The organism is Arthrobacter sp. Soil_C_60 (assembly GCF_057656375.1).
In genome coordinates this window covers 30,126-49,498 of sequence record NZ_JBDGKM010000003.1, presented here as the reverse complement: position 1 = coordinate 49,498, position 19,373 = coordinate 30,126, and the positions used below count along the sequence as shown (strand labels likewise).

The window sequence follows — 19,373 nt, the reverse complement described above, 5'->3', positions numbered from 1 at the left end:
CGGCAGGGGTAGGGCCGGGCGCTATCCCAAGGTCTGAAGCACGGTACGGATCTTGGCGAAGGCCGCCGATCCGGGGTCGATGATGTCGAAGTGGTCCCCGGGAACCCTGATGAGTTCCGCGCGGCCGCCTGCTGCCTGGGCCGCCGCCACATAGTTTTCGGACAGGGCCACCGGCACCGCGTCGTCGGCCTCCGAGTGGAACGCGTAGACCGGGACGGACAGCGGGACCTGCTGGAGTGGATCGGCCCAGCGGAACCGCTGCGGCTCATCCTCCGGGCCGCAGCCCAGGAAGTTTTCCACCGCCTGGTCGCTCAGGCCCAGTTCCCAGGCCCGCCGCAGGTCCAGCACCCCGGCCTGGCTCAGCACCGCGGAAATTGGGACCGCCGGATCCGCTCCGGGCACCCCGGCGGGCAGCGAAGCGCGGCCGCCGGCCCACGCGGCCAAGTGTCCGCCGGCCGAATGTCCCAGCGCCACCACGTTCTCCACCGGCAGCGCCAGCCGGCCACCCAGCTCGGCGAGCAGATCGATGCCGGCCGCCACGTCGTCGAACGTTGCGGGCCAGCCGCCGCCGTTGCCGGCGCGGCGGTATTCGAGGTTCCAGCACACGTAGCCGCGCGAGGCCAGGTCGCGGGCCGCCGGCTCGCCCAGGTCCAGACCGTAGCGGGAACGCCAATAGCCCCCGTGGATAATAACCACGACGGCGTCATGTGTGCGCTGCGCGGGCAGGTACAGCTGGCCGTACTGGCTGGGATCCGGTCCGTAGCTGTAGCTGGTGCAGTCCATAGGCAGGACTCTAAGTGGCGGCCGTGGTGCTCACAACTCCGTTGTCTCCGTTGCCCGACTCGGCGTCCTGCCGCTGCGTAGTCCCGCGGAAGCGCATCTTCCACGGCACCGGAACCTTGCGGCCTTGTTCGCCGGCTTCGCCCTTCAGCCGGGCCAGCAGCAGATCCACCGCCAGGTGCTCGGTAGGATCCGGGCCCACCGTGCTCAGGGCCGGGTCCGAGTTCTTCCCCAGCTGCGAATTCTCCACGCCGATAATTTCCAGCTGGTCCGGGATTTCCAGACCCTTCCAGGTAGCCGCCCCCGAGACGCACAGTGCCTCAAGATCAGCCGTGGTGAAGAATGCGGTGGGCGGTTCGGGCAGCGAGAGCAGTTCCAGCGCGCTTTGGAAGGCCGTGCGCCAGGACCCGCCCGAGGCACGGACCAGCGAGTCATCGAGCTGCACGCCGTTCTGTGCCAGGGCGGTCCGGAACAGTTCCAGCCGCGTGCCGCGCGGCCCCGGGGCCGAGGTTCCCCGGTGGATCACGCCGATCCGTTCATGCCGACCGCCCAAGTACTCGGCCGCCTCGGCAATCCCGCCGGCGGCGTCCACCGATAGCACATCGAAGCCCTGCGGCTCGAGGAACTGGGACACCACCACCTGGGCCACGCCGCGTTTGGCTAGGTCCAGGATGGTCCGGGTTTCGTCCTCAGTTTCGGTGCTGAAACCGAGAATCACACCGTCGGCTCCGCCGGAGAGCATGAAGTTCCGCCAGGCCTCCTGCCCCAGCAGGATCACCACCCGGTAGCCGTGGGCCGGCAGGATCCGGTTGGCTGTTTCCGCCAGGGCGCGGTCCCACGGCGACTCCATGTTCTCGATGACCACGGCAATTGTGTCCGTGCGCCCGCGGCGCATACCGCGTGCCGCGCTGTTGGCCACATAGCCCAGTTCCTTGGCCGCCTCGAGGACACGCTCTTTGGTGGGTTCGCTGATCCGTGTTGACCCGCCGCTGCGGCCGGACAGTACATATGACACTGTCGCCAGTGATACGCCGGCCTTTTCCGCGACATCGCGAATGGTCGGCTTAAATAGACTCCCCATGGTCCGTCTGCCTTCTCCCCCAACAGAATTTAATCCCCTGGCTAACAGCGTAGCCATTCATGGTTCATTTGACAGGGGTAAGGCTACGGAAACCTTTAACAATTATTGAGCCGGCAGCATCCACTCGCTGATGGCGTCCGGGTCCTCGCCGAATTCGCGGGTATGGCGCAGTGACTGCATGCGCAGATCCTGCAGCTGCTGGCGCAGTCCGGTGCGGGAGGAGCCTAGGGAAGGCACCCGGTCGATGACGTCGATGGCCAGCTGGTAGCGGTCGATGCGGTTCATCATGGCCATGTCGAACGGCGTGGTGGTGGTTCCTTCCTCGACGTAGCCGCGGACGTGCAGATTGCCATGGTTGGTGCGCCGGTACGTCAGCCGGTGGAGCAGCCAGGGGTAGCCGTGGTACGCGAAGATGATGGGCTTGTCGGTTGTGAACAGCCGGTCGAAATCCCGGTGCTCCAGGCCGTGCGGATGTTCCTTGGCATCCTGCAGGCGCATCAGGTCCACCACGTTGACCAGCCGTACCTTCAGCTCCGGTATCTGTTCGCGCAGCAGCGCGGCCGCAGCCACGGCCTCCACGGTGGGCACGTCGCCGGCGCAGCCGAGGACCACGTCCGGTTCCTCGCCGGGACGCTCGCTGCCCGCGAAGTCCCAGACCCCGATCCCGCGTTCGCAGTGGTTCCGGGCATCCTCCGGGCCCAGCCAGGTCAGCGACGGCTGCTTCCCGCAGACAATGACATTGACGTAGTCGCGGGAGCGCAGGCAGTGCTCGGTGACGGCGAGCAGCGTGTTGGCATCCGGCGGCAGGTAGACCCGGACCACCTCGGGCTTCTTGTTCATCACGTGGTCGATGAAGCCCGGGTCCTGATGCGAAAAGCCGTTGTGGTCCTGCTGCCAGACGTGCGAGGACAGCAGGTAGTTCAGCGATGCGACCGGCTGCCGCCAGGGCAGTTCGCGGTGCACCTGAAGCCATTTTGCGTGCTGGTTGAACATGGAATCGACAATGTGCACGAACGCTTCGTAGCAGTTGAACACCCCGTGCCGCCCGGTCAGCAGGTAGCCCTCGAGCCAGCCCTGGCAGAGGTTTTCGCTGAGCACTTCCATCACCCGGCCGGCCCGGCCCAGATGCTCGTCCACCTCGTCGAGCCGCTGCTGCCAGACCTTGTCCGTGGCCTCGTAGACGTCCTGCAGCCGGTTCGAGGCCGTCTCGTCCGGGCCGAAGATCCGGAAGTTCTCCGGATTCAGCCGCACCACTTCGCGCAGCCACGACCCCAGATTCTTCATCGGGCTCACGCGCTCGGTTCCCGGCTGATTAACGACGACGGCGTGCCCACCGTAAGGGGGCAGCTTCAGGTCCTGCAGTAGCCGGCCGCCGTTGGCATAGGCAGTAGCGCTCATCCGCTTGTCGCCCTGCGGCGCGAGGCCGGCGATTTCCGCACGCAGCCGGCCCTCGCCGTCGAAAAGCTCGTCCGGCCGGTAGGACTGCAGCCAGCCCTGCAGCTGGGCCAGGTGGTCGGGGTTGGTCCGGACCTCGGACAGCGGCACCTGGTGCGCCCGCCAGGTCCCCTCCACCGGTTTGCCGTCCACCTCTTCGGGCCCGGTCCAGCCCTTGGGCGACCGCAGCACGATCATCGGCCAGCGCGGGGCGAATTCCGACGGCGCTGCCTGCTCCGACCGGTGCTGCTCCTGGATCTGCCGGATGCTGCCCAGGGCCTGCTCGAGGGCGTGCGCGAATTCCTCATGGGCGCGCACGGTGTCCCGCGGATCCTGCACGGTGACGAAGATCGGCTCGTACCCGTAGCCGGTCAGCAGCGCGGCCAGCTGCTCCTGGGGCATCCGCGCCAGCACGGTGGGATTGGCGATCTTGTACCCGTTCATGTGCAGGATGGGCAGCACCGCGCCGTCCTGCACCGGGTCGAGGAACGAGCTCGAGTGCCAGCTGGTGGCCAGCGTCCCGGTTTCCGCTTCGCCGTCGCCGATGACGCAGGCCGCGATCAGCTGCGGATTATCGAACACGGCTCCGAAGGCGTGGGCCAGGGAGTAGCCGAGCTCCCCGCCTTCATTGATTGAGCCGGGGGTTTCCGGTGCCGCATGACTGGGAATGCCGCCCGGGTAGGAGAACTGCTTGAACAGTTCCCGCAGTCCGTCCTCGTCCTTCCCCACGTGGGTATAGATCTCCGAGTAGGTCCCCTCCAGCCAGGCGTTCGCCACGTTGGCCGGGCCGCCGTGGCCGGGACCGGTGACGAAAAGGATGTCCTGGTCCTGTTCGGCGATCACGCGGTTCAGATGGGCGTAGATGAAGTTGAGCCCCGGCGTCGTGCCCCAGTGCCCGAGCAGCCGCGCCTTCACGTCCTCCGGTTCCAGCGGCCGGCGCAGCAGCGGGTTGTCGCGCAGGTAGATCTGCCCGGCGGACAGGTAGTTGGCCGCGCGCCACCACAGATCCACGCCGTCAAGGCTGCGCTGGTCCGCGCCCGGGTTGGTGGTCAGCACTGTGTTGTTCTCGGTCATGGAGCCTCCTCGGGGCGGTGGTGCCGGGCGGTGCTATCGCGACGGTGGGGCGGGCGTCGGATCAGACCTCGACCACGACGTCGGATGGTTTCTTGTCCGGCCGGAAACCGCGCCAGACGGGGTGACGCAGCTTGCCGGCTTCCGTCCGTTCGCTGAACTGCACCTCGCCCACCAGGGCTGGCCGGACCCAGTGCGCATCCGAGGCATCGGCGGCGGGAACGTCGTCCAGCGGCGGGGTCTTGCGGCCCATCTTCTTCAGGCGCGCCCCCACGGCCGCCAGGTCCCGCTCGGTCAGGCCGGAGCCGACGCGGCCCAGGTAACGCAGGTCCGCACCGTCCGGAATGGCCACCAGCAGCGAGCCGATCTTGCGCTCCCGGCTGCCCTTGCCGGGCCGCCAGCCCACGATGACCACTTCCTGCGTCAACTGGTTCTTGATCTTGATCCAACTCCTTGAGCGCTGTCCGTCCGCGTATGTACTGTCTACCCGCTTGGCCATCACACCTTCAAGGCCGAGTTCCTTGCTGGTGTCCACCGCGTCCTGCAGCGAGGTGTCCAGGTCCGGCGGCACCTGGATGTGGCCGTCGCCGCCGGCATCCACGGCCTCTGCCAGTATCTCGCGGCGCTGGCAGTATTCCAGCGGCAGCAGCGATTTGCCGTCCAGCTGCAGCAGGTCGAAAAGCATCAGGTGGACCGGGGTCCGCGCCGCGGCCTGGTCGATCTCGCGCTTCTTGGTCAGCTTCATGCGGGTCTGCAGGAGGCCGAAGTCCGGGCGGCCCGCCTTATTAAGGGCCACGATCTCCCCGTCCAGCACCGCCGTCTCCGCGTGCACCCGGTCAGGCAGGTCCGCCAGTTCGGGGTAGCCGGCGGTCAGGTCGTTGCCGTTGCGGCTGATCAGCCGGACGCCGCGGTCCTCGATGATGGCGATGGCACGGATGCCGTCCCACTTCATCTCGAACGCCCACTGGTGTTCAGCGGTGATGTCCGCCGCGGAGCCCTGCGTTGCCAGCATCGGTTTTATGAACGCGGGCTCGACTTCCTTGGCCAGGTCATCGCCCTGGCGTTGGTGCGGCGTGCCCTTCCGGTAGGTCCCGGGCTTCTGGTCCTTCATCAGGTGCATCAGCCAGTTGTTCTCGCCCTTTTCCCCGCCGGTGTGGATCAGGGCATAGCGCCGCGGCGCCTCCGGTCCGCCGTCCTTGCTGAGCCCGCCGCCCTCCTTGCCGTGCAGGGTGACGATGACCTCCTTGCCGTCCCGCCACTTCTCCAGGTCATAGGTGCCCGAATCCCAGATGTAGACCTCGCCGGCGCCGTACTCGCCTTTCGCAATGGTGCCTTCGAAGCTGCCGTATTCCAGCGGGTGGTCCTCGGTCTGGACGGCCAGGTGGTTCTTGCCCGGGCTGGTGGGGGGCCCCTTCGGCACGGCCCAGGACACCAGGACCCCTTCGCGCTCGAGCCGGAAGTCGTAGTGCAGCCGCCGGGCGTGGTGCTCCTGGATGACAAAGGTGTTGCCGCCGCGGTCCACCGGCGGAGCCTCCGGGACGGGTTCCGCCGTTTTGGCCGGGTCGCGCATGGAACGGTATTTGGTGAGCCGGTCGGAACCGTGAGCCGCCCCGGATCGGCGCGCACCGCCGTCGTTGTTTGCCTGGTCCTCCCCGGCTTCCTCCACCGCCTCGGCCAGCGATTCCTCGTCCGCAGTCCCCGAGCCCATGCCTTCGAGCAGGTCCCCCAGCTCGCCGACGCGCTCGAGCACCTCCAGATAGTCCAGGTGCGCCAGGTCCGGGTCGTCGAGTTCCTCCCACGTGCGCGGCGCGGCCACCATCGGATGGGCGCGCCCGCGCAGCGAATAGGGGGTGATGGTGGTCTTGTTCCAGTGGTTCTGGCTCCAGTCCAGCAGGACTTTGCCCCTGCGCAGCGTCTTTTTCATGTCGCTGACCACCAGGTCCTTGTGGTCCGCCTCCAGCACGCGCGCCAGTTCATGCGCGACGGCGGACACCTCCTCCGAGGTCTGCTTCCCGTCCAGCGCGGCGTACAGATGGATGCCCTTGGAACCGCTGGTGACCGGCCGGGGATCCAGCCCCATCCCGGTCAGCACCGCGCGGACCAGCCGCGCCACCTCGGCGCATTCGGCCAGCCCGGCGCCCTCCCCCGGGTCCAGATCCAGTACCAGCCGGTCCGGATTGCTGATCTTGCCCCGCGGCCCGAACTTCCACTGCGGAACGTGGATCTCCAGCGCCGAAATCTGCGCCAGCCAGGTGAGCGTGGCCAGATCGTTGACCATCGGGTACACGTTGGTCCCGCTCTTGTGCTCGATCGCGTGGCTTTTGACCCAGGACGGGGCGTGTTCCTCCAGGTTTTTTTGGAAGAACACCTCGCCGGGTTTGTCTACCGTGCCCACCCCGTTGACCCAGCGCTTGCGGGTGACCGGTCGGTGTGCGGCATGCGGAATCAGGTAGTCCGCGATCCGCGAGTAATAGTCCAGCACTTCGGCCTTGGTGGTGCCGGTTTCGGGGTAAATTACCTTGTCCAGGCTCGTCAGCTTCAGCCGGTGTCCGTCCACCGTGACCAGCTGGCGCTGGCTGGAGCTTGTCTGGGCCATAGGGTTAGTCTCGCCAATATTGTGGCCGATGGCTAGTAATTGCCAGCATGCTTGGTGTTGTATTGACCCATGAGAGCCATCTGGAAAGGGGCTGTCGCTTTCGGCCTGGTCAACGTCCCGGTCAAGCTTTACAGCGCCACGGAAGACCATGACATCAAGCTGCACCAGGTCCATGAGAAGGACGGCGGGCGGATTCGGTACCAGCGCCGCTGCGAGGTGTGCGGGGAGATCGTCGAGTACAAGGACATCGACAAGGCGTACGACGACGGCGAGCAGACCGTGGTGCTCACGGACGAGGACCTGGACTCGCTGCCGGTGGAGAAGAACCGCGAGATCGACGTGGTGGAGTTTGTCCCCAGCGACCAGATCGACCCGATCATGTTCGACCGCAGCTACTACCTGGAGCCGGATTCCAAATCGACCAAGGCCTATGTGCTCCTGCGCCGGACGCTGGAAGACACGGACCGGACCGCGGTGGTGAAGTTCGCGCTGCGGCAGAAAACCCGCTTGGCCGCGCTGCGTGTCCGCGGCGACGTGCTGATGCTGCAGACGCTGCTCTGGGAGGACGAGGTGCGCGAGGCCGCCTTCCCGTCGCTCGAAGAGGACGTACGGGTTTCCGCGAAGGAACGCGAAATGTCCGCTGCGCTGGTGGAATCCTTCTCCAGCGACTTCAAGCCCGAGGACTTCACGGACGAGTACCAGGAGCAGCTGCGCACGCTCATCGAGGCCAAGCTCGAGCAGGGCGAAACCCTGGACACCGAGGCGACCTTCGGCGAAGAGGGCGAGGAAGAAGGCGGCAAGGTCCTGGACCTGATGGAGGCCCTGCGCCGCAGCGTCGAGAAGAACCGCGAAGGCAAGAAGCCGGCGGAATCCAAGCCCAAGGCCCCCGCCAAGTCCGCCTCAAAGTCTTCGGCGAAGTCGGAGGACACCAAGGAAAAACCGGCCGCGAAGTCCGCCTCCAAGACGTCCGCGGCGAAAACCAAGGCGAAAAAGGGCGCCTAGCAAGAAGCTAACGACGCCGGCACTTGGGTTCCGTTGCTGCGGAACCCAAGTGCCGGCGTCGTACGTTGCCTACTGGCGGTAACCCTCCACTTCCTCAACCGGGCGGGCTTGGGCCTCATCGGGGTCTTCGCCGGCACGGCGCTTGGCCCGGCGCTGGCGGAGCAGGTCCCAGCACTGGTCCAGCTGTTCTTCCAGCCGCGCAAGCTCCCTTGCCCGCGCCTCTGCCTGCTCGTTGTCCACGGTGCCGCCCTCGCGGAGCTGCTGCTCCTCTTCGATGAGCTCTTCGATCCGGCGGTGGATTTCCTGGTCCATGTCCATTACCTCCTGCAGTAGTTGGCGTCGATTCTCAGGCTACTGAGCATTTGCATCGCAGACCAGAGCCGGGGGCGGACCTACACTTCCCCGCCGGCCAGCAGCCGGTCCACTCCTGCAGCATCAAGGATGGGCTGGCGGTATTCCTCGCTGAGCACCTTGCGCACCATGTGTCCGTAGTCGTCCTTGTTCGAGGCCATGGCGTCCGCGGCGTAGGCCACCTTGAAGTTGTTGGCGAAGGCGTCAGCTGCGGTCTGGGCCACGCAGTTATGGATGGAAACGCCGGCCAGCACCAACTGCGTCGCTCCGAAATTGCGTAGCCGCAGCAGCAGGTCAGTGCCCTGGAAAGCGCTGTCCCGCGTCTTGACCATCCGCGGCAGATTCTCATACCGCAGCCCCGGGAGGAATCCTGCCTGCTCACTGCCGGAGAAGATGAAGCCCTGGTCGTCTTCAAGCATGCTCAGGGTCCAGGTGGATTTATCCCGCTCGTGTTCGGTGCACACCATCAACACCGGGACCGAGGCCTTTTGCGCCTGTCCGATGAGGTGGTTGCAGGCATCGACCAGCTGCCCCCGCCGTTCTCCCAGGGCGGGATCCTCGAAATAGGCGTTCTGCATGTCGATGATTAGTACAGCGGTATCCATAACGTAGCCGGCCTCCGAAACCTCTTTTGCGGTCAGTATTGAAAGTAAGCTTACTGATCTCTTGACGGAACTCACGCAACAAGGTGGGGTGGAGTTAGCAGCGGAAAGGATCACCATGAAATCCCTTTGGCTAGACACGGCGCCGGACATCGCCTCGGATTCCTACGAGCCTGGCACCGAATATGACAGCGTGATTGTCGGAGCTGGCATTACCGGCCTGACCACCGCGGTCCTGTTGGCACGGGCCGGGCACCGGGTTGCCGTACTGGAGGCCCGCAGCACCGGGGCCGTCACCACAGGCAACACCACCGCAAAGGTCTCCCTGTTGCAGGGCCGCCAGATGACCAGCATCAGCTCGCACCACGGCGCCGGAACTGCACGCGCCTACGTGGATGCCCAGCGCGAAGGGCAGTCCTGGCTCCTGCGCTTCTGCGAAGAGCACGGAATCGACTACCAGCGCCGTGATGCCTACACCTATGCCAACACGAGCAAGGGCATTGAAGACCTCAAAAAGGAGCTGGAAGCCAGCGCCGAAGCCGGCCTCGGGGTGGAGTTCGTGGACACCTCCGCAGAGCTGCCCTTTCCGATCGCCGGTGCCATCCGGCTGCCTGACCAAGCCCAGATCCACCCGCTTCAGGTGCTCGCCGGGCTCGCCGCGGAACTACGCGAACGCGGCGGCCTTTTGGTGGAACGGGTACGCGTCACCAACGTCACCGGCACCCGTGGAACATCCGGATCCAAGCAAGCTGCCGGCGGCAGCGCGGGCCGCAAACTGACCGTCCACGCGGAGGCCGGCCAGGTCACCGCGGACCACGTTGTCCTGGCCACGGGCACGCCCATCCTGAACCGAGGCGGCCATTTCGGCCTGCTCAAACCCCAGCGGTCCTATGCCACCGCCTTCAATGTGCCCGGGCAGATTCCCGAGGGCATGTACCTGTCGATCGATTCGCCCGCCAGGTCCCTGCGCACCGCCGAGAGCGCCGGCCGGCAGGTCCTGATCGTGGGCGGCAACGGCCACAGCGTGGGTCGGCAGCACCACACCAAAGGGCAGCTGGAGGATCTGGTCCGCTGGGCGCAGAACACCTTCCCCGGCGCCGAACTGACGCACAGCTGGTCTGCGCAGGACTACAAACCGGACGGGGCCGTGCCCTATGTGGGCAAGCTGTCCTTCGCCGAGGACCGCATCTATGTGGCCACGGGCTACAACAAGTGGGGCATGACCAATTCGGTGGCGGCCGCGCTGTCGCTGACCTCACTGATCCTCGAAGGGGCCAAACCCTGGGCCAGGGAGCTGTACAAGACGCGGGTGGCCCCGCAGGATGCCTTCTCCACGGTGCAGACCAACGCGTCCGTCGGGGTGGAGCTGGTGAGCGGCTGGCTCAGCGGACTCGTCCGCACCTCGGAAACGGCGCCGCCGGAAGGCCAGGGCACAGTGGTCCGGGACAATGCCCGGCCGGTGGGCGTGAGCACCGTGGACGGCACTACCCGCCGGGTGAGCGCGGTCTGCACGCATCTGGGCGGAGTGCTCTCCTGGAACGACGCCGAATGCACTTGGGACTGCCCGTTGCACGGCTCGCGTTTCAGCGCCGACGGCGTGGTGCTGGAAGGCCCGGCCACACGCGATCTGGACAGGAAGTGAGCAAGAAACCCGCCCGCCCTATCCGGGGGCGGAGGGAGTCATCTTTGTGCACGATTCGTTCCCGGTTACCCTAAAGAGGATGGCTCCCCGACTTTTTCCCACCTTGGCCCTGACTTCTGCTGCCCTGCTGTCCCTGACGGCCTGCGGCTCCGACTATCCCCTTGGGCCGGAGCAGGAAGCAGCGGCCCAGCACGGATCCGATCTGACCGGAACCCTTTCGGGCGCCGGTTCGTCCGCCCAGAACGCGGCGATGGATGCTTGGCGCGCGGGCTTTAACCTGCTTCATCCCAAGGCGCAGGTCCAGTACTCCCCGGACGGCTCCGGGGCCGGCCGGACCGCGTTCCTGGCCGGTGCCGTGGAATTTGCCGGATCGGACGCCTACCTCGACGCCGAGGAGATGGAGCGCGCCAAGGAAGTTTGCGGCCCCGAAGGCGCATTCAACGTCCCCGCCTATGTCTCCCCCATCGCCGTCGGCTTCAACCTGCCCGGCATTACTGAACTGAACATGGACGCCGCCACGATAGCGGGGATCTTCAAGGGCGAGATCACACACTGGAACGACCCGGCCATCGCCGAACAGAACCCTGGTGTGGAACTGCCGGATCTGCGCATCACGCGGGTAAGCCGCGGCGATGATTCCGGAACCACGGAAAACTTCACTGAGTACCTGCATGCCGTGGCTCCGGATGTCTGGACGGCCGAACCCAGCGACGCCTTCCCCTCGGAATTCGTTGCGGAAAACGCACAGGGCAACACCGGCGTGGTCAGCATGGTCGCCCGCACCGAAGGCGCAGTGACATACGCAGATGATTCTGCGGTCGGACCTCCACTGGGCAAAGTGAACCTCAAGGTCGGCGACGATTACGTGCCGGTCAGCTCCGAGGGCGCGGCCATAGCCCTCGACGAGGCCGAACCGGCAGAGGGGCGCCCGGAGTACGACCTCGCACTGGAACTTGACCGGACCACCACGGCCGAAGGCGCCTACCCGCTACTGCTGGTGTCCTACCACGTCTGGTGCACAACCTATGATGATCCGGAAAAGATCGAACTGATCAAGACCTTCGCCGAGTATGTGCTCAGCCCGGAAGGCCAGGCAGCTGCGTCCGAATCGGCCAAGAGCGCCCCGATCTCGGAGCGGCTCTCGGAGCGCGCCATCGAGTCGGTGGAAAGAATCAGCGTCCGCTAGATTCTGCCTCCGTCGACTCTCCGGTCTCCGGACTGCCGCCGGCCGGCTGGTCCTTGCCTGCGGCAGGATCCTGCACCGGTATATCGTGCTGCTCTGTGTATCCCGGCGGGAACCCGCCGCCGGCGGTGCCGCCATAGTAGTCCCGGCTGCCCAGGCCGTGCTCGGAGGCAGGATGATGGGTCTCCGAGCCCCCTGTCTCCACATACTGCTTAAACCGCCACAGCTCGTTGCGCACCTCGCGGTGGTCCGAGCCCAGAGTGGCCCCGGCCTTTTCCAGCACCGACCCCGGATGCCAGTCGATCCGCACGACCATCCGCGTGCGGCCGGGATCGAGTTCCAGGAACTCCACCGTGCCCTGATGGGGCACGCCCTCCACGGTTTCCCAGGCCATGCGCTTGCCCGGTAGCTCCTCGGTAATCTTCGTCTCGAACTCCCGCCGGACGCCACCAACCTTGGTGGTCCAATGGTGGGTCACGTCATCCTCGCGGATGACCCGCACCACGCCGTGCATGAAGATCCCGAACGCCTCGAACCTTGCCCACTCGCGGTAGGCTTCGGCAGCCGGGGCCGCAATGTCGACTGTCTGCTCGATCTTGGCCATCTTTCAACCTTCTTCTTCAGCGGTCCGTTGTTGGTGGCCGCGGCGGGGCGGATCAGCGCCCTGCTGCATTCCGCCCCGTCTCATCGGTATCCGGATCGGGCTCATTGTCCGGGTCATTCAGCGTTCCGCCAGGGACATCCTGGAGCGGAACCTTCGAGGTCTCGCCAAGTGCCGGATCATCCAGGAGCGGTTTGTCCGACCGGGCGGCGGGGTCTTCGATCGGCAGATCGTCCTTGTTGGTGCCTCCCGGCGGAAACCCGCCGGCCCCGGTGCCGCCGTAGTAATCCCAGCTGCCCAGGCTATTGCCTTTCTCGCCGGTCCCGGCCGGGGACGCACCCGTTGCCGCAGCGGCCCCGGCACTCCCGGAAGGTCCGGTCGATGCATCACCGGGGCGGTCCACATTGCCGCGCCAGGCTCCGGTCTCGGAGCCCTGGGTTTCAACGAACTCCTTGAACCGCTTCAGGTCGGATTTCACCTGCATCTTGTCGGCGCCGGCAGCGGCTCCGGCCTTTTCGACGAACGTTTGCGGGTCCCAGTCCAGCTGGACAGTGACCCGCGTGTTCCTCTCGTCGAGCCGGTGGAAATCAACCGCGCCCGCGTGGCTGATACCGTCGGTGCTCTTCCAAGCGATCCTTTGGTCCGGATGCTGCTCGGTGATCTCGGTGTCGAATTCACGCTCGACGCCGGCGACCTTCACCGTCCAGTGGTTTGTGGTGTCGCTGAGCTGCCGGACTGACTGGACCCCGTGCATGAACTGCGGGAAGGACTCGAACTGGGCCCACTGGTTATAGGCCATGGACACCGGGACGGCCACATCGATCGTTTCATTGACACTTGCCATGATCATCCTCTTCCAGTTGGAAACTGACGTGAAACCGTCGGGCTTCAGGGAGTGACCGCCTATTTCCAACGGTACATAACATGACCAGTACCGGCAACGAAGTAGTAAGACTGCTGAGAATCTGCTTCGGCGTACCGCAAAAAAACGAACGCCCGCCCCCTGACTGGGAGCGGGCGTTCGCCTCAATGGGCCGGCATCGCCGGCGGATGCTGCCGGATCAGTTGGCCGGCAGCACAAACGCGGCGTCGACCGTGATGGTGACCTTATCGCCCACCAGCACGCCGCCAGCTTCGAGGGCTGCGTTCCAGGTGATGCCGAATTCCTTGCGGGAAATCTGGGTGCTAGCGGAGAAGCCGGCGCGGGTGGAGCCGAACGGATCCACGGCCATGCCGCCGAACTCGACGTCGAACGTCACCGGCTTGGTGGTGTCCTTGATGGTCAGCTCGCCGCCCAGCTTGAACTCCTCCGGGGTGCCCTGGACCTGGTTGGCCTTGAAGGTCATGTGCGGGAACTGCTCCACATCGAAGAAGTCGGCGCTCTTGACGTGGCCGTCGCGGTTGTCGTCGTTCGAGTCGAAGGACGCCGTCTTGACCGTGGCCTCCACCGAGGACGTAGCCAGGGATTCGCCGACCACCAGCGTGGCGTCGGCCTCGGTGAATTGGCCGCGGACCTTGCTGATGCCGGCGTGGCGGACCACGAAGCCGATCTCCGTGTGGGACGTATCCAGGTTCCAGGTTCCGGGAGTGAGTTCAAAAGCCATAACGGTGCCTCCTAGGCGTAGATGCTGGGATGCCTCCCAGAGATAATCATGCATTTGCATCTAGTATGACCCTTATTTAGTTGATGTGTCAACCTATTGGGAAAGAGACGTCCCTCCACCGGGAGCTGACCGGCTTACTTCCCCGTGAATTCGGGCTTCTCCTTGGCCAGGAAAGCCTTGGTTCCGATCCGGGCGTCCTCGGTGGCAAAGGCAGCCCCGAACGCCTTCCGTTCCACCACCAGCCCTTCTGCGGTCGACAGACCGGCGGCAGCGTCTACAGTGCGCTTGGCGTTGGCGACGGCGGCTGGGGACTTTCCGGCGATCTCGCGGCAGGTGGCCGCGGCCGCGTCGAGCATATCGTCCTTGCTGTCGAACACCGCGTTGACCAATCCGATCCGGTAGGCCTCCTCGGCCCCGATGGTCCGCCCGGTGTAGATCAGCTCCTTGGCACGGGCCAGCCCCACCAGGTGCGGCAGGCGCACCGTGGCGCCGAAGCCGGGGATCAGGCCCAGGCTCACTTCCGGTTGGCCGAACTTGGCGTTTGCCGTGGCATAAATGAAGTCGCAGCCCATGGCCAGCTCCAGGCCGCCGCCGAGCGCGAAACCGTTTACGCACGCCATCACGGGAATGGCCAGTTGTTCGAGCGACCGCGTCAGGTCCTGCATGCCGGCGCTGTAGTCCCGGGCCTGGGCCGGAGTCATGTCGGCCATCTGCCGGATGTCTGCGCCCGCCGCGAACGCCTTCTCCCCCGATCCCGTGATCAGGATGCTGCGCACTTCGGCACCTTCGGGCGACTGGACGTCCGCCACGAACTGGGTCAGGTCGGCCACCACCTGCGTGCTCAGCGCATTGAGCGCCTCCGGCCGGTTGATCACCACGGTGGCCAGTTCGCCGAGGCATTCCAGCTGGATGGTTTCGTATGTCTTCTCCATGGGCATTCCCTTCCGGATCCTTTCGGGCTAAGCCCGGCTCTGCAACAGCGCGACGGCGTCCGCCACCTGCGCTTTTCCGCCGGCTACATACCAGCGGTAACCATTAAGATGTACGACGGCGGTGTCCCCGCCTGCCGCTTCCACGAGGGCTTTGCCCGGGAGCCAGTCCCATTCCGGCAGGCCCTGCTGGAACCATACGCCGAAGATGCCGGCCGAAGTCGCCGCCAACTCACACGACGCCGACCCCCAGGTACGGTACGTTGCGGCGCCGAGCACGGCCTCCATGTACGGCTCTGCAGCTGCGGGATCCCGAAGGTACGTGTGGTGGAGGTACGCGGACGCGCAGCTTTGATCCAACGGGGCACTCATGGCCTCCCCGGTCCGAACGCCGTTGCGGGTAGTCGGCAGACCGTCCCCGCCGATCCACAGCGCATCCTCGGCGGGGTGGTAGATGGCACCGAGCAGGCCGCCGTCGTCGTTCTTGAGGGCGATGGCCGCACACCAGTAGGTGCCGCCGGTGAAGAAGTTGTAGGTCCCGTCCACCGGGTCAATCACCCAGGTGCGGCCGGATGTGCCCGTGTGGCTGGAGCCTTCCTCACCGAGGATGCTGTCGTCGGGACGGACCCGGCGCAAGGTTTCCACCACCAGCTGCTCGGCCGCGTGATCCGCTGCGGTGACGACGTCGGAAATGCTCGTCTTTTCCTCGAAGGTCACCACGGCCGCGCGCATTCCTGCCGCCAGCGTGCCCGCGGAGCGCACCAGCCAGGCGGCGAGCTCGGCGTCGTCAAGGTGTTCGGGGATCTCGGGTGAAGTCATAGCTCCACCCTAATGCGAAGCCCGCCAGCCTCCGCCCCCGGGCACCGGCGGGTCAGCGGCCCCCCTTGCGAGGGCCCTTGCCCCTCGGCTTGCCGCCCTTTGCCGGCCCGCCCTTTGGCTGCCGGCCTTTCGTCAAGCCACTCTTACCGGAGGTGCCCTTTCCGGAGCCGCCCTTGGCCTTGCCCGCCGGCTGGCCTCCCTTGGCCTGGCTTCCCTTTACCTGCCCGGCCTTGCCGCCGCTTCCGCCCGCTGGCTTGCGCCCCGCTTTGGCGTCCTTCTGTCCGGCCTCCTGCTGGGCCGAGGGCTGCCGGGAACTGTTGGCCGTGCGGCCGCGGACAATCCCGATGAATTCCTCGATGGTTTCGTTGGTCTGTTCGGTAATCCATGCCACCCCGATCTGCGTTTCGGGAGCGCCCGACAGGGGCTTGTAGACCACGTCTTTGCGGTTGTGCAGCCTCGCCACGGACATCGGCAGGATCATCAGTCCGGCTCCGGAGGCCACCACTTCCACGCCGGTCTTGGCTCCGCCCATTTCCACCGGGTCCAGGAAGTTCTGGCCGTCCAGCTCTGCCAGCGGCACGTCGTCGTCGTAAAGCTCTATGTCGTGGTCTTTCGGCGCGACCACCACCGGCACCTCTGTATATAAGGGGATGACGCTCAGACCCTCACGGTCAACCGGCAGGCGTACAAAGCTCAGATCCGCCCGGCCATCCCACAGGACGGCGGCCTGCTCGGCTTCTTCACAAGCGGATACGGTGAGCGGGACGTCCGGAACGCGCTCTTCCCAGCGCCGGACCCACTTCCCCGGTGTCACGCCGGGCACGATCGCGATTCTCAAGGCCGGCAGCGGCGGTACTTGTGCATCCATGCGGCTCCTTCTGGCCGGCCTGTCCCGACGTTTCGTCTCTTCCGGCGCAGGCGTGCAGGCAGTCCCAGCGAGGGCCCGCACCAAGCTCTTCAACACCTTAGCCCAAGACAGTTACGCTTGAGCCATGACAAGCGCGAAATCCTCCCAGTCCATGAAACCTGCCACGGCAGCCAAGAAGCTGGGCATTTACCTCCCGGCCGCCCCGCAGGAATTCCAGGACAACCCGGTGTCGCGCGAACAGTTCAGCGAACTGCAGTCCAATCCGCCGCAGTGGCTCGAAGAACTGCGCCGCAACGGGCCGCATCCCCGGCCCGAGGTGGCCCGGAAACTCAACGTGTCCATCAGCGGGCTCGCCCGCGGCGGGGTTACCGAACCGCTAACGACGGCGGAAATCACCGAGCTGCTGCAGAACCCGCCGCAGTGGCTGGTCGCCGAGCGTGCTTCCTTCGCCGCCGTCCGCGCCGAGGAGCTGCGCCTCAGGGACGAGGCCAAGAAGGACGAGGCCAAGAAAGCCAAGTAGCCTGCCCCGCACCCCCTCCGTCCGACCGCCAGTGCCGCGGCGGACGGAGGGGGACGGCAGACAGCTGTCAGTCCTGGTGGAGCTGGATCAGGTTTCCGCAGGTGTCGTCGAAGACGGCCGACATCGAACCGCTGGGATCCGACTCCGGTTCGCCGGTAAACTTCACACCCTTAGCCGTGAGCCGCTCGTATTCCGCCTGCACATCGGGAACGCCGAAAACAATGGCCGCCATGCCGGCGTCATACACGCCCTTCATGTAGGCCTCGCCAATAGGGTTGTCACTCGGCTCCAAGAGGAGGCCGGCGCCCTGCCCCTCGTCCGGTGACTTGACGATGAATAACTGGTGTTCCGGCATCGCCATGAGTTCCTCGAAACCCAGTGTTTCCGTGTAGAACTTGAACGCCTCGGCGGGATTCTGGACATGGATGCTGCACATTTTGATACGCATGCCGTGAAGACTACCCCCGCCGCAGCGTCACGGGGAAGGCGCGGGAGGGTCAACGCGGGGCGCGGCTTAAACACATCAGCCCCGGTCCGAAGACCGGGGCTGATGTTCTGCGTGCGCGAGGGGGGATTTGAACCCCCACGCCCTTTCGGACACTGGCACCTGAAGCCAGCGCGTCTGCCGTTCCGCCACTCGCGCGCAACTTCCTTGCAGATCGTTTCCTGCAAGAACAGCGAGATCAATACTAGCCTGAAACCTGCCGAAATTCCCAATCGGCGGTTTCACCCGCCAGAAGCGGGGGTTCCGACGGACGCCTCGCTGCCCGAAGGCACAACAGCCGCGCCCTTACATCCGCTGAAACACAAGGCTTCGGGCGGGGACGGCAGCGGAACATGCCTCAAGTTGAACGCGGCCGCTCGCTCTGGAACACTGCCGAAGACGGAAAAAGGGGCACAAGTGCACAAGGTGACCTTCGCCACTGCGCGGCAACTTTCGGTGGCGGGGAAACGTTAGCGTTAAAGCCTTTTGGACCAGTCGCAAGTAGTATCGAAGTGGATAATCGTCCTACGGGCGTGCCCTTGAGGCATGCGCGGACCGCTATACCAAGGAGAGGAGGCAGCCAGTGGGCTTACTGGATAACGTTGAACGCGGCATCGAAAAGATGGTCCGCGGTGCCTTCTCGGTCGGCGGAAAAGGCCAGGTCCAGCCGGTGGAAATCGCGAGCCGCCTGCGCCGCGAGCTCGACAACCGCTCCATCACCCTGGCCCAGGGACGCACGCTTGCCCCCAATGTATTCGAGATCCGGCTCAGCGGTTCGGACTACGCCATGGCCCAGCAATGGGGCTCTACCCTGGCGGAAGAACTGTGCGATGTGGTGATCAACCACGTGAACAGCCAGAAGTACACGCTGCAGGGCGCCGTACGCGTTTCCTTCAATCAGGACGACGAACTCAAGCCCGGGGATTTTGAAATCGACTCCTCGGCGGAAAAGTCCGGAGCTGCGCCGGCCTCCCAGCCGCGCAGGCCGGCCACACCGGCGGCACCTGCCCGCCAACCCACCAGACTTCAGCCTGTGCTGGAAATCGAAGGCCAGCGCTATTCACTGAACGCGCCCTCCATCGTCCTCGGCCGGTCATCCGAAGCGGACATCCTCATCGATGACACGGGAGTCTCCCGCAAGCACCTGGAAATCCGTACTGAAGGTGGATCCGCCACTGCCGTGGATCTCGGCTCCACCAACGGCAGCTTCGTCAACGGCCAGCGCATCCATGGCCAGGAGGACCTGACTGACGGGACCGTGATTACGATGGGCCGCACCCGCATTACCTTCCGTCTGCTGCCGGCACGGGGCGGCGGGGCCTGATGGACGATCTGGTAGTAACCGCCCTGCGCTTCGGGTTCCTGATCTTGCTCTGGCTCCTGATCATCAGCATCATCTCGGCACTGCGCCGGGACCTGATGATCGGCAAAAAGGACAAGACCGGCGCCCCGACGGCACGGCAAGTCCGCAAGAATCCGGACCTGGCCGAGCAGCATGCCGCAGCGCCGCGCGTTCAGGCGCGCAAGCTGATCGTCGTCGAAGGACCCTTGGCGGGCAAGACGCTTGACCTCGCCGCCAGCCCGATCCTGCTGGGCAGGGCGCAGGAAGCAACGCTCGTGCTCGAAGACGATTATGCGTCCGGCCGCCACGCCAGGCTGTTCCCGCAGGGCAGCCGCTGGTTCATCGAGGATCTGGGTTCCACCAACGGAACCTACTTGGGGGAAACGCAGCTGACACGCGCCCTGCCGGTTGAGCCCGGCGCACCCATCCGGATCGGTAAGACGGTCATTGAATTGAGGCCATAG

Annotated in this window: 19 protein-coding genes and 1 tRNA gene; 6 read left to right on the top strand and 14 right to left on the bottom strand. The window is 65.5% G+C overall.

Annotation, left to right across the window (positions count from 1 at the left end; genetic code table 11):
- Positions 1–21 precede the first annotated feature (21 nt).
- From AC3A4M_RS06980 to AC3A4M_RS06965, 4 genes are all read right to left on the bottom strand, one after another.
- Positions 22–783 carry an alpha/beta hydrolase family protein gene (locus AC3A4M_RS06980; protein WP_498734854.1) on the bottom strand — a complete coding sequence of 254 codons (762 nt, stop codon included), beginning with the start codon at positions 781–783 and terminating at the stop codon, positions 22–24.
- A gap of 10 nt (positions 784–793) precedes the next feature.
- Positions 794–1,861: a LacI family DNA-binding transcriptional regulator gene (locus AC3A4M_RS06975; protein ID WP_498732858.1), complete on the bottom strand. Its 1,068-nt coding sequence runs from the start codon at positions 1,859–1,861 to the stop codon at positions 794–796.
- Between the two features lie 102 nt (positions 1,862–1,963).
- Positions 1,964–4,369: a phosphoketolase family protein gene (locus AC3A4M_RS06970; RefSeq protein WP_498734852.1), complete on the bottom strand. Its 2,406-nt coding sequence runs from the start codon at positions 4,367–4,369 to the stop codon at positions 1,964–1,966.
- A gap of 61 nt (positions 4,370–4,430) precedes the next feature.
- The gene (locus AC3A4M_RS06965; RefSeq protein ID WP_498734851.1) at positions 4,431–6,962 is read right to left on the bottom strand and encodes an ATP-dependent DNA ligase; all 2,532 of its coding nucleotides are present in this window, start codon (positions 6,960–6,962) and stop codon (positions 4,431–4,433) included.
- A gap of 69 nt (positions 6,963–7,031) precedes the next feature.
- Between AC3A4M_RS06965 and ku the strand changes: the two genes are divergently transcribed.
- A complete protein-coding gene (gene ku / locus AC3A4M_RS06960) occupies positions 7,032–7,964 on the top strand; it encodes a non-homologous end joining protein Ku (RefSeq protein ID WP_498734850.1) in 933 nt (310 codons plus the stop codon).
- A 69-nt stretch (positions 7,965–8,033) separates the two neighbouring features.
- On the opposite strand, the gene AC3A4M_RS06955 is transcribed toward ku, so the two are convergent.
- Together AC3A4M_RS06955 and AC3A4M_RS06950 are read right to left on the bottom strand one after the other, a co-directional pair.
- On the bottom strand, positions 8,034–8,276 hold the full coding sequence (locus AC3A4M_RS06955; protein WP_498637262.1) for a DUF2630 family protein: 243 nt from the start codon (positions 8,274–8,276) through the stop codon (positions 8,034–8,036).
- A gap of 80 nt (positions 8,277–8,356) precedes the next feature.
- Positions 8,357–8,920, bottom strand: a complete 564-nt coding sequence (locus AC3A4M_RS06950; RefSeq protein WP_498734849.1) for a cysteine hydrolase family protein — start codon at positions 8,918–8,920, stop codon at positions 8,357–8,359.
- A 115-nt stretch (positions 8,921–9,035) separates the two neighbouring features.
- On the opposite strand from AC3A4M_RS06950, the gene AC3A4M_RS06945 reads away from it, so the two are divergent.
- Together AC3A4M_RS06945 and AC3A4M_RS06940 are read left to right on the top strand one after the other, a co-directional pair.
- The gene (locus AC3A4M_RS06945; protein ID WP_498734848.1) at positions 9,036–10,559 is read left to right on the top strand and encodes an FAD-dependent oxidoreductase; all 1,524 of its coding nucleotides are present in this window, start codon (positions 9,036–9,038) and stop codon (positions 10,557–10,559) included.
- Between the two features lie 79 nt (positions 10,560–10,638).
- Positions 10,639–11,745, top strand: a complete 1,107-nt coding sequence (locus tag AC3A4M_RS06940; RefSeq protein WP_498734846.1) for a phosphate ABC transporter substrate-binding protein PstS — start codon at positions 10,639–10,641, stop codon at positions 11,743–11,745.
- On the opposite strand, the gene AC3A4M_RS06935 is transcribed toward AC3A4M_RS06940, so the two are convergent.
- From AC3A4M_RS06935 to AC3A4M_RS06910, 6 genes are all read right to left on the bottom strand, one after another.
- Positions 11,732–12,346 (bottom strand): SRPBCC family protein, encoded by a 615-nt coding sequence (locus AC3A4M_RS06935; RefSeq protein ID WP_498734844.1) that lies wholly within the window; start codon positions 12,344–12,346, stop codon positions 11,732–11,734. The two genes, AC3A4M_RS06940 and AC3A4M_RS06935, sit on opposite strands and share 14 nt — an antisense overlap.
- 52 nt (positions 12,347–12,398) lie before the next feature.
- Complete coding sequence (locus tag AC3A4M_RS06930; protein ID WP_498734843.1) at positions 12,399–13,187, bottom strand: SRPBCC family protein; 789 nt, start codon at positions 13,185–13,187, stop codon at positions 12,399–12,401.
- Between the two features lie 217 nt (positions 13,188–13,404).
- The gene (locus AC3A4M_RS06925) at positions 13,405–13,947 is read right to left on the bottom strand and encodes a YceI family protein (RefSeq protein WP_498734841.1); all 543 of its coding nucleotides are present in this window, start codon (positions 13,945–13,947) and stop codon (positions 13,405–13,407) included.
- A 134-nt stretch (positions 13,948–14,081) separates the two neighbouring features.
- Complete coding sequence (locus AC3A4M_RS06920) at positions 14,082–14,879, bottom strand: enoyl-CoA hydratase/isomerase family protein (RefSeq protein WP_498734839.1); 798 nt, start codon at positions 14,877–14,879, stop codon at positions 14,082–14,084.
- 27 nt (positions 14,880–14,906) lie between these two features.
- Positions 14,907–15,695: an inositol monophosphatase family protein gene (locus AC3A4M_RS06915; protein WP_498732869.1), complete on the bottom strand. Its 789-nt coding sequence runs from the start codon at positions 15,693–15,695 to the stop codon at positions 14,907–14,909.
- Between the two features lie 52 nt (positions 15,696–15,747).
- Positions 15,748–16,563: a LysR family substrate-binding domain-containing protein gene (locus AC3A4M_RS06910; protein ID WP_498734838.1), complete on the bottom strand. Its 816-nt coding sequence runs from the start codon at positions 16,561–16,563 to the stop codon at positions 15,748–15,750.
- Between the two features lie 124 nt (positions 16,564–16,687).
- Between AC3A4M_RS06910 and AC3A4M_RS06905 the strand changes: the two genes are divergently transcribed.
- A complete protein-coding gene (locus AC3A4M_RS06905) occupies positions 16,688–17,083 on the top strand; it encodes a DUF5997 family protein (RefSeq protein WP_498732871.1) in 396 nt (131 codons plus the stop codon).
- Between the two features lie 67 nt (positions 17,084–17,150).
- Here AC3A4M_RS06905 and AC3A4M_RS06900 read toward each other — a convergent pair whose 3' ends face one another.
- Both AC3A4M_RS06900 and AC3A4M_RS06895 read right to left on the bottom strand, forming a co-directional pair.
- Positions 17,151–17,531, bottom strand: a complete 381-nt coding sequence (locus AC3A4M_RS06900) for a VOC family protein (RefSeq protein ID WP_498734837.1) — start codon at positions 17,529–17,531, stop codon at positions 17,151–17,153.
- A 112-nt stretch (positions 17,532–17,643) separates the two neighbouring features.
- Positions 17,644–17,726 (bottom strand) — tRNA-Leu (locus AC3A4M_RS06895).
- A 424-nt stretch (positions 17,727–18,150) separates the two neighbouring features.
- On the opposite strand from AC3A4M_RS06895, the gene AC3A4M_RS06890 reads away from it, so the two are divergent.
- The gene (locus tag AC3A4M_RS06890; protein WP_074700264.1) at positions 18,151–18,891 is read left to right on the top strand and encodes an FHA domain-containing protein; all 741 of its coding nucleotides are present in this window, start codon (positions 18,151–18,153) and stop codon (positions 18,889–18,891) included.
- Positions 18,891–19,373: an FHA domain-containing protein FhaB/FipA gene (locus AC3A4M_RS06885; protein WP_498734836.1), complete on the top strand. Its 483-nt coding sequence runs from the start codon at positions 18,891–18,893 to the stop codon at positions 19,371–19,373. The genes AC3A4M_RS06890 and AC3A4M_RS06885 overlap by 1 nt, the downstream gene beginning before the upstream one ends.

Excerpts from the sequence above, each read along its gene's own strand:
- AC3A4M_RS06975 (WP_498732858.1), bottom strand. The coding sequence starts at position 1,861 with ATGGGGAGTCTATTTAAGCCGACCATTCGCGATGTCGCGGAAAAGGCC.
- ku (WP_498734850.1), top strand. The coding sequence starts at position 7,032 with ATGAGAGCCATCTGGAAAGGGGCTGTCGCTTTCGGCCTGGTCAACGTC.
- AC3A4M_RS06965 (WP_498734851.1), bottom strand. The coding sequence starts at position 6,962 with ATGGCCCAGACAAGCTCCAGCCAGCGCCAGCTGGTCACGGTGGACGGA.
- AC3A4M_RS06935 (WP_498734844.1), bottom strand. The coding sequence starts at position 12,346 with ATGGCCAAGATCGAGCAGACAGTCGACATTGCGGCCCCGGCTGCCGAA.
- AC3A4M_RS06910 (WP_498734838.1), bottom strand. The coding sequence starts at position 16,563 with ATGGATGCACAAGTACCGCCGCTGCCGGCCTTGAGAATCGCGATCGTG.
- AC3A4M_RS06920 (WP_498734839.1), bottom strand. The coding sequence starts at position 14,879 with ATGGAGAAGACATACGAAACCATCCAGCTGGAATGCCTCGGCGAACTG.
- AC3A4M_RS06900 (WP_498734837.1), bottom strand. The coding sequence starts at position 17,531 with ATGCGTATCAAAATGTGCAGCATCCATGTCCAGAATCCCGCCGAGGCG.
- AC3A4M_RS06885 (WP_498734836.1), top strand. The coding sequence starts at position 18,891 with ATGGACGATCTGGTAGTAACCGCCCTGCGCTTCGGGTTCCTGATCTTG.
- AC3A4M_RS06925 (WP_498734841.1), bottom strand. The coding sequence starts at position 13,947 with ATGGCTTTTGAACTCACTCCCGGAACCTGGAACCTGGATACGTCCCAC.
- AC3A4M_RS06945 (WP_498734848.1), top strand. The coding sequence starts at position 9,036 with ATGAAATCCCTTTGGCTAGACACGGCGCCGGACATCGCCTCGGATTCC.
- AC3A4M_RS06955 (WP_498637262.1), bottom strand. The coding sequence starts at position 8,276 with ATGGACCAGGAAATCCACCGCCGGATCGAAGAGCTCATCGAAGAGGAG.
- AC3A4M_RS06915 (WP_498732869.1), bottom strand. The coding sequence starts at position 15,695 with ATGACTTCACCCGAGATCCCCGAACACCTTGACGACGCCGAGCTCGCC.
- AC3A4M_RS06970 (WP_498734852.1), bottom strand. The coding sequence starts at position 4,369 with ATGACCGAGAACAACACAGTGCTGACCACCAACCCGGGCGCGGACCAG.
- AC3A4M_RS06940 (WP_498734846.1), top strand. The coding sequence starts at position 10,639 with ATGGCTCCCCGACTTTTTCCCACCTTGGCCCTGACTTCTGCTGCCCTG.
- AC3A4M_RS06980 (WP_498734854.1), bottom strand. The coding sequence starts at position 783 with ATGGACTGCACCAGCTACAGCTACGGACCGGATCCCAGCCAGTACGGC.
- AC3A4M_RS06930 (WP_498734843.1), bottom strand. The coding sequence starts at position 13,187 with ATGGCAAGTGTCAATGAAACGATCGATGTGGCCGTCCCGGTGTCCATG.
- AC3A4M_RS06905 (WP_498732871.1), top strand. The coding sequence starts at position 16,688 with ATGACAAGCGCGAAATCCTCCCAGTCCATGAAACCTGCCACGGCAGCC.
- AC3A4M_RS06950 (WP_498734849.1), bottom strand. The coding sequence starts at position 8,920 with ATGGATACCGCTGTACTAATCATCGACATGCAGAACGCCTATTTCGAG.